This is a genomic window from Stenotrophomonas maltophilia group sp. Smal13 (assembly GCF_030236855.1).
Classification (GTDB): domain Bacteria; phylum Pseudomonadota; class Gammaproteobacteria; order Xanthomonadales; family Xanthomonadaceae; genus Stenotrophomonas; species Stenotrophomonas maltophilia_A.
In genome coordinates this window covers 26,060-32,603 of record NZ_JASJSQ010000054.1, presented here as the reverse complement: position 1 = coordinate 32,603, position 6,544 = coordinate 26,060, and the positions used below count along the sequence as shown (strand labels likewise).

General features: G+C 67.4%; 6 protein-coding genes. All 6 read right to left on the bottom strand.

The genetic code is table 11. The features are described 5' to 3' along the window. Positions 1-1,601: methyl-accepting chemotaxis protein (locus tag QRO95_RS16820; protein WP_285303046.1), on the bottom strand; the 1,601-nt coding region annotated here is incomplete at its 3' end. A gap of 352 nt (positions 1,602-1,953) precedes the next feature. Then, complete coding sequence (locus QRO95_RS16815) at positions 1,954-3,942, bottom strand: chemotaxis protein CheA (protein ID WP_032129224.1); 1,989 nt, start codon at positions 3,940-3,942, stop codon at positions 1,954-1,956. Positions 3,943-3,987: 45 nt separating this feature from the next. Further along, complete coding sequence (locus tag QRO95_RS16810; protein WP_005409521.1) at positions 3,988-4,353, bottom strand: response regulator; 366 nt, start codon at positions 4,351-4,353, stop codon at positions 3,988-3,990. After that, entirely contained in the window at positions 4,350-4,658 is a 309-nt protein-coding gene (locus QRO95_RS16805) for a lipid asymmetry maintenance protein MlaB (RefSeq protein WP_014037092.1), read from the bottom strand. Before QRO95_RS16805 ends, QRO95_RS16810 begins: the two co-directional genes overlap by 4 nt. A gap of 285 nt (positions 4,659-4,943) precedes the next feature. Next, positions 4,944-6,146 carry a chemotaxis protein CheW gene (locus QRO95_RS16800; RefSeq protein ID WP_285303045.1) on the bottom strand — a complete coding sequence of 401 codons (1,203 nt, stop codon included), beginning with the start codon at positions 6,144-6,146 and terminating at the stop codon, positions 4,944-4,946. Then, positions 6,143-6,544: ParA family protein (locus tag QRO95_RS16795; protein ID WP_285303044.1), on the bottom strand; the 402-nt coding region annotated here is incomplete at its 5' end. The genes QRO95_RS16800 and QRO95_RS16795, both read right to left, overlap by 4 nt.

Sequence of the window (6,544 nt, the reverse complement as noted above, 5' to 3'; positions counted from 1 at the left end):
GCTTCGATGGCCGACATGGTGGTGACCACCTGGCCGACCACTTCACCGCCCTGCGAGGCGACGCCATGTGCGCCGATGGCGAGCTGGTTGGCCTGGCGGGCGTGTTCGGCGTTCTGGCGCACGGTGGAGGTCAGTTCCTCCATCGACGCGGCGGTTTCTTCCAGATTGGCGGCCTGCTGCTCGGTGCGGCGCGACAGATCACTGTTGCCCGAAGCGATCTCACCGGCGGCCAGGGTGATGCTGCCGGCGCTGGCCTGGATCTGGCCGACGATCTGCGTCAGCTGCGCGACGGTGGTGTTGGCGTCGTCACGCATGCGTGCGAACACGCCGTTGAACTGGCCGTCCATGCGCGCGGTCAGGTCGCCGGCGGCGATCGACTGCAGCAGCTGCGAGAGCTGGCCGAGGTTGCCGTCGGCGACCTGCATCATGCTGTTGAGCTGCTCGATCATCACGCGGAAATCGTGATCGAAACGCTGCGCATCACCGCGCTGGCTGAAGTCGCCGGCTGCGGCGGCCGAGGCCAGCTGCTGGATCTGCGTGTTGATGGCCAGCAGGCTGGCCTTGGCCGCATCCATCGACTCGTGCAGGATCGCGCGGCTGCCGGGCAGGCGGCGTGCGTCCGGGGTGAGGTTGCCGGTGGCGTACTGGTTGAGCACGTCGATGGCATCGCGGATCGCGTCGAGATGTTCGAAAATGACCGTGTTGATACCGCTGGCCAGCTGCCCATAGACGCCCGGGAAGTCTTCCGGAATGCGGTGGCTGATGTCCGGACCGGCGTGCATCTGCGCCATCAGCTGGGTCTGCTCGGAGAAGCGGCGCAGCATCGCGGTCATTTCGGTGGTGGCGGCCAGCATCTTGCCGGCTTCGTCCTTGCTGGTGGCCTGGGTGCTGACGCTGAGATCGCCACGGGCAACGGCCTGGATCGCGTGCACGGCCTTGCCGAGCGGGCCGGTGACGGCGCGCGAGATGACCGTTGCCAGCGCGGCTGCCACCAGCGACAGCAGCACGATGCAGCCGATGATGGCGATCATGCTGGCGCGGTGGGTGGCATTTGCATCGGCGATCTTGGCATCCATCAGGCCGGCGATATGGGTGCCGAGGGTCTTCATCGCAGCGAACAGGTCACGGCGGGCCGGGCGCGACTGTTCGTCGGAGATCTGCCGTGCCAAGGTGCCGTCGCCTGCCGCGACGGCTTCGCGCATGGCCTTGTTGGCAGCGAAGTAGCGGTCCAGCTGTACGTTGGCCGCAGCGTACAGCTCGCGCTCCTTGGCCAGGGCTGGCAGTGCCGAGTAGGCGGCCAGTTCGTCATGCACGGCCTTGGCGGTGTCGTCCATGCGCTTGTAGTAGTCGGCCACCTTGTCAGGCTGGTCGAGCATGCTCAACAGAGCCAGCTCGTAGGTGCGGAACTCGCCGAGTTGCGAGCGCGCCTCGCCGAGATGCTGCACCGAGGGAATATCGTTGCTGGCCATCTCGCCCAGTTGCTTGTTGGCCTCGTTGAGCCGCAGCAGTGCGAATGCGCCGAGGACGAGGGTCATCAAGGTGGTGAGGGTGAACCCCACGGCCAGCTTGCGGGCGATGGGCAGATCGTGGAACCACTTCATGCAGGGTGCTCCAGGTGGGCAGGGCGCCGGCGTCGTTGCGTCGGCTGGGGGTGGTTGCAGAGCGAACGGTGGTGCCCGGTGGGGATTCGGTGACGGCCGTCAAAGCGAAATAGCGGCGCAGTTCGGATGGACTTTATGGACGCAGATCACATTCGGTTGCGTAGGGATGACGTCGCGAAAGTGGTGCCATGACAGGGCTTTCGCTTGAACGGCAAGGTTGCGCCCGAAACCTTCATGCAGACGGAGTTCACGGTATGCCTGGCGAAGCGAGCGCGGTCAGATCGTGGCCGTGCGCGCAAACGAAAACCGCCGCCCCGAAGGGCGGCGGCTCAGTGCACGCATTCAACGTGGATCAGGCGGCCTGCGGCATCCGCAGCGAACGCACCAGACCGCCGATGTCGACGATCAGGGCCACGCGGCCATCGCCAAGGATGGTGGCACCGGATACCCCGCCGATGCGGCGGTAGTTGTTCTCGATGTTCTTCACCACCACCTGCTGCTGACCGACCAGCTCGTCCACTTCCAGCGCAATCTTCTGGCCATCACCTTCAACCACCACCACCAGCGATTCGCTGCCCGGTGCGCGGTTGCCGTAGCCGTAGTACTCGCTCAGCGACAGGATCGGCAGATACTCGCCACGCACGCGCAGCACGCGGCCTTCGCCGGCCATGCTGCGGATGTCCTCGGCCTGCGGCTGCAGGGCCTCAAGCACATAAGCCAGCGGCAGGATCAGGGTTTCACCGGCCACCGCCACGGTCATGCCGTCGAGGATGGCCAGGGTCAGCGGCAGCCGGATCAGCGTTCGGGTGCCAGCGCCGAGGCTGCTTTCGATCTGGACCTCGCCCCCCAGCGCCTGGATGTTGCGGCGGACCACGTCCATGCCGACGCCACGGCCGGACAGGTCGGTGACTGCATCGGCGGTGGAGAAACCCGGCTGGAAAATCAGGTCCCAGACCTGCGAATCGGTCGGGTTGTCCGGCACCGCCAGGCCGCGTTCGGTGGCCTTGGCCAGGATCTTGGCGCGGTCCAGGCCGCGGCCGTCGTCGCTGACTTCGATGACGATATGGCCGCCCTGATGCGAGGCTGCCAGGGTGATCGTGCCGGTCTCGTCCTTGCCCGCACCGCGACGCACGTCGGGCATTTCCAGACCGTGGTCGATCGAGTTGCGCACCAGGTGCACCAGCGGATCGGCGATCTTTTCGATCAGGCCCTTGTCCAGTTCGGTGCCTTCGCCGACGGTGCGCAGGCGGACCTGCTTGCCGAGGCGGCTGGACAGGTCGCGGACCAGGCGCGGGAAGCGGCGGAACACCGCATCGACCGGCAGCATGCGCACGCCGATCACCGCTTCCTGCAGGTCGCGAGTGTTGCGTTCAAGCTGGTCCAGGCCGGCGAACAGGCTCTCGGCGTGGACCGGGTCCAGCGCGTGCGAGACCTGCTTGAGCATGGCCTGGGTGATGACCAGTTCGCCGACCAGGTTGATCAGCGCATCGACCTTGTCGACGCTGACCCGGATCGAGGTTTCGGCTTCCTGGCCGCCAGCGCTGCTGGCAGCGGCGGCGGGTGCCGCCGGTACAACGGCAGCCGGTGTGGAAGGGGCGGGTGTGGCAGGTGCCTCGGTGGCCAGGCTCGGCGGCGCAGCCGGACGGATGTCCAGTTCGCAGTCGTCCAGCACCCAGGCGAAGGTGTCTTCAATCTTGCTGCGCGGCACCTTGCCGACCAGACCCAGGTCCCACGCCAGGTGGGCCTCGAGCGGGTCGAGCTGGGCGAAGCCGGGCAGGCGTTCCATGCGCGCGGCGACCTGCAGCGAACCCAGGTGCTCAAGTTCGCGGATGATGCGCAGCGGGTCGTTGCCGCTCATGAACAGCGATGGCGCCGGGGTGAAACCGATCTGCCAGGCTTCCGGCGTATCGTCCACCTTGGCTGCCGCGGCCGCGGGGGCGCTCGCTGCGGCCTCCCCGGAAAGAACCGCCTCCAGGCGCGCCTTCACCGCAGCAACTGCGGCGGGATCGGCGGCTTGGCCGTGTTCGGCTTCGCGCAGCAGGGCGCGCAGCACGTCCACCGAGGACAGCATGGCGTCGACGGCGTGGCCTTCCAGCGCCCGCTTGCCGGCACGCAGCTCATCGAGCAGCGTTTCCAGCACATGGGTCAGGCCGGCGATCGCATCGAAGCCGAAGGTGCCGGCGCCGCCCTTGATCGAGTGGGCGGCGCGGAACACCGAATTGATGATCTCCGCGTCCTGCTGCCCCGATTCCAGGGCCAGCAGGCCAGCCTCCATCGCGTCGAGGCCTTCGCGGCTCTCCTCGAAGAAGGTGGCGTGGAAGCGTTGCAGGTCCATGCTCATGGCAGTGGTGGTCCGGAAGCGAAGAAGGGGAGCGGTGGCGGGCGATCAGCCCAGCACTTTCTGCACGGTGGCGACCAGCTGTTCCGGATTGAACGGCTTGACCAGCCAGCCGGTGGCACCGGCGGCCTTGCCTTCGGACTTCTTGTCGGCGGCCGATTCGGTGGTCAGCATCAGCAGCGGCGTGAACTTGTAGTCCGGCAGCTGGCGCAGTTCGCGGATCAGCGCGATGCCGTCCATGTTCGGCATGTTGACGTCGGTGACTACCGCATTGAAGCGCTGGCCCTTGGCGCGACCGAGCGCGACCGCGCCGTCTTCAGCTTCTTCGACGGCAAAACCGGCCGAGGTGAGGGCGAAGGACACCATCTGGCGCATTGACGCCGAATCGTCCACCACCAAGATACGTGCGCTCATGCAGCGTTCTCCACAGATTTCAGGTTGTCATGGGTTACGTCCAGGCCCAGGGCCTGGGTGACGCCCAGCAGGCGCGCGGCGTCACGGAAGGTTGCAGTGCAACCGTGGAAGCCGGTGCCGAGGCCTGCCTCGCGGCGGGCCTGCACGAACGCACACAGCACCTGCACGGCGGCCGTGTGGATGCGGGCGACCTGGCTGGCATCCAGGGTCAGCTCGCCTGCCTGCGCCACCAGCGGGGCGAGGCGGTTCTTGAGCTCGGTGGTGCTCTCGATGCCGAGATCCCCACCCAGTTCGACAGTGCTCATCGTTGCTCCGGACAAACGGTTCCGTGATCCATAACGGCACCCCGGTGGGGTTCTTTAGGGGAATCGACGCGGTGCGTCGATGCGGTCGCTGTGGAAAAGGGGACGGAGGGGATTAAGTCGCAACTGGCTCGGCGCTTTGCGCCGATGCGGTGCCTGTCGGGGACGCAAGGCGTTGATCCGTTGGATCAATACCTTACGTCCCCACTGCGTGGTCGCGGTTGCCGAGGGTGGCTGCGGGAGAGCCTGGTCGATTGCGACTTAATCCCCTCCGTCCCCTTTTTTCGTTCAACTCAACAACCGGGTGGCATCCAGCAGGATCATCGGGCGCTGGCTGACCCGGGCGACGCCACGGAACAGGTCGTTGGAGATCTGGCAGATGCGAGCGGTATCGGGCGGCTCGATCTGCGAATCGGTGAGGTTGGCGACATCTTCCACTGCCGACACGCGCAGGCCGATGGTCTCGCCGTCTTCCTCCAGCACCACGATGCGGGTCTGTGAGTCGTCTTCGGCGGCCGCGGCGCCCAGGTGCAGGCCGAGGTCCATCACCGGTACCACCTGGCCACGCAGGTTCATGATGCCCAGCATGGCCGGCGCAGTGCCGCGCAAGGGCAGCAGCGGCACCGGCAGCACCACTTCCTGCACTTTCAGCAGTTCCAGTGCATAGGCCTGGGTGCCGCAGCGCAGGCGCAGCCAGCGCGAGGTGCGCTCGCCGGCGCGTCGGTTCTGCGGATGCGGGCTGCTGGCGGGCCGATGTGCCTGTGCCTGCAGCTCCTGCCAGCTGCTCGGGCGGTTGCCTGCTGGCGCGTCCACGGCCACGCGCGGGGGCGGTGCGGCATCGGTGCGCGCAACTGGAGCGGGTGCTGTGACCACGGCCGCTGGTGGCGCAGGAACGTCCTCGCCGCCGGCAGCGGCCTCGAACGCGGCCTCCAGGCCGGGGCTGTCGGTGTGGGCGAGTCGATGGCTGTCGGCCGGATCGGTCTCGTAGATCACTTCGTCCGGCAGGTCGTCCCATGTAGGTTCCGGGCCAGACTTGGCGGTGGCGGGAGCAGGGGCCGTCTCGTGGATCACCTCGTCAGGCAGGTCATCCCAGGTCGGTTCGCGCTCGGGGGCGGCGACAGGCATTGCGGCGGCCTCGAAGGCGGCCTCCAGTGCTGCGTCGTCCTCTGCCGCGGCAGCAGCAACAGTCTCCGTTTCGTAGATCACTTCGGCGGGCAGATCGTCCCAGGTGGGTTCGCGCTCAGCCGTTGCGGCCGCCTCGAAGGCGGCTTCGAGTGCGGCGTTGTCGACGGCAGGCGCAGCGGCGACGGTCTCGGTTTCGTAGATCACCTCGGCCGGCAGGTCATCCCAGGTCGGCTCGCGTTCGGCGTCGGCTGCAATTGCTGGGCACGCTTCGTCGCTCGCCGGCGGCGGCGCAGCCGGTGGTGCCACGGCGATCGCTTCGCCCAGCAGTTCGTCCAGGTAGTCGTCCAGTACACCGGTGCTGTTCATGCGGCCTGCTCCAGGGCGCGGGCATCCTCGCCGAGGATCCAGTTCAGCGCGCGGCGATAGGCGGCCAGGCCGCGGCCCGGGTAATCCTCACCAACGCTCGGCAGGGTCAGGCCGGCGGCGTTGCTGATGCGGGTGTCGATCGGAATCGCGTCTTCCCACACACGGGTGCCGTGACGATCCTGCATGGTGCGCAGCGACTCGTTGCCGGCGCGGGTGCGGCGGTCGAACAGGGTCGGCAGGATCGAGATCGGCAGCGGGCGGCGGCGCGAGCGTTCGACCATCTCGCCGGTGCGGACCATGCCATCCAGGCCATGCAGGGCCAGCGGCTCGGCCTGGGTGGGGATGATCAGGCGATTGGCTGCGGCCAGCGCATTGATCTTCAATAGGCCGAGGGCGGG